Raw genomic sequence first — 829 nt, forward strand, 5'->3', positions numbered from 1 at the left:
ATAATTACAATGTTCCTCAAAGCTTTGATCTTGGAAAAAATTACTATACTGTAGAGGGCAGTCCTGATCTTAACGCCAATATTATTGGAAGTAATGAATTTGATAGAGATCAAACGACTACTTTGAATATTAATGTGATGAACAAAGGAAAATTACTAGGTTTCAAGAATGACAAAACTCCTTATGATGCGGACGAGATCTATGCTGCTCGGACAGAAATGAAGCTGGAAAGCAGTATAGTGGATGCTACAAACATAGTAGCTTCTCTTTCAACAGATCCGAACAGTCCGATTGAAGTCAAATCGGTAAGTCAGGAAATCGGTTCCGTAAAAAGTGGAGAAAACTCAATAGCACCAGCAAAATTCGATATAAAAATAGATAAGAAAGCAAAGGCTGGGGAATACAACCTTTACCTGAACCTTTCCTATGATTACCAGAAAAACGTACAAATAATGGATCCGGATGCAGTTGCTCAGACATATGATGCAAACCGCTGGTATGGAATGATGAACCAGAATCTGACCTTAAAGATTAAGGTGAATGATCAGGCTGATTTTGAGATCGTGAACACTACAGGCAGTCTTTCCCCAGGTGGGGAGAATATAGTTGATATAACGGTTAAAAATACGGGCGAGGAAGAAGCAAGAAACGTTAAAGCGATAATTAATCCAGCTGATCCTTTAAGTACAACCGATAGTGCAGCATTCCTATCTACTATAGCACCCGGCAGTACGGCTGTTGCAAAAATTAAAATTAAGGCAGATAGCGAAGCGGTCCCTAAAGTATATGGAATTGATACGGTTTTAAAATATGAAACTCCGGAAAGAGA

Annotated in this window: 1 protein-coding gene; it reads left to right on the forward strand. The window is 38.6% G+C overall.

Annotation, left to right across the window (positions count from 1 at the left end):
• A partial coding sequence (locus tag ASJ81_RS22860) for a COG1361 S-layer family protein (RefSeq protein ID WP_095644991.1) occupies nt 1-829 on the forward strand: 829 nt, incomplete at both ends.

Origin of the sequence: Methanosarcina spelaei, from assembly GCF_002287235.1 — an archaeon.
Taxonomy (GTDB): Archaea; Halobacteriota; Methanosarcinia; order Methanosarcinales; family Methanosarcinaceae; genus Methanosarcina; species Methanosarcina spelaei.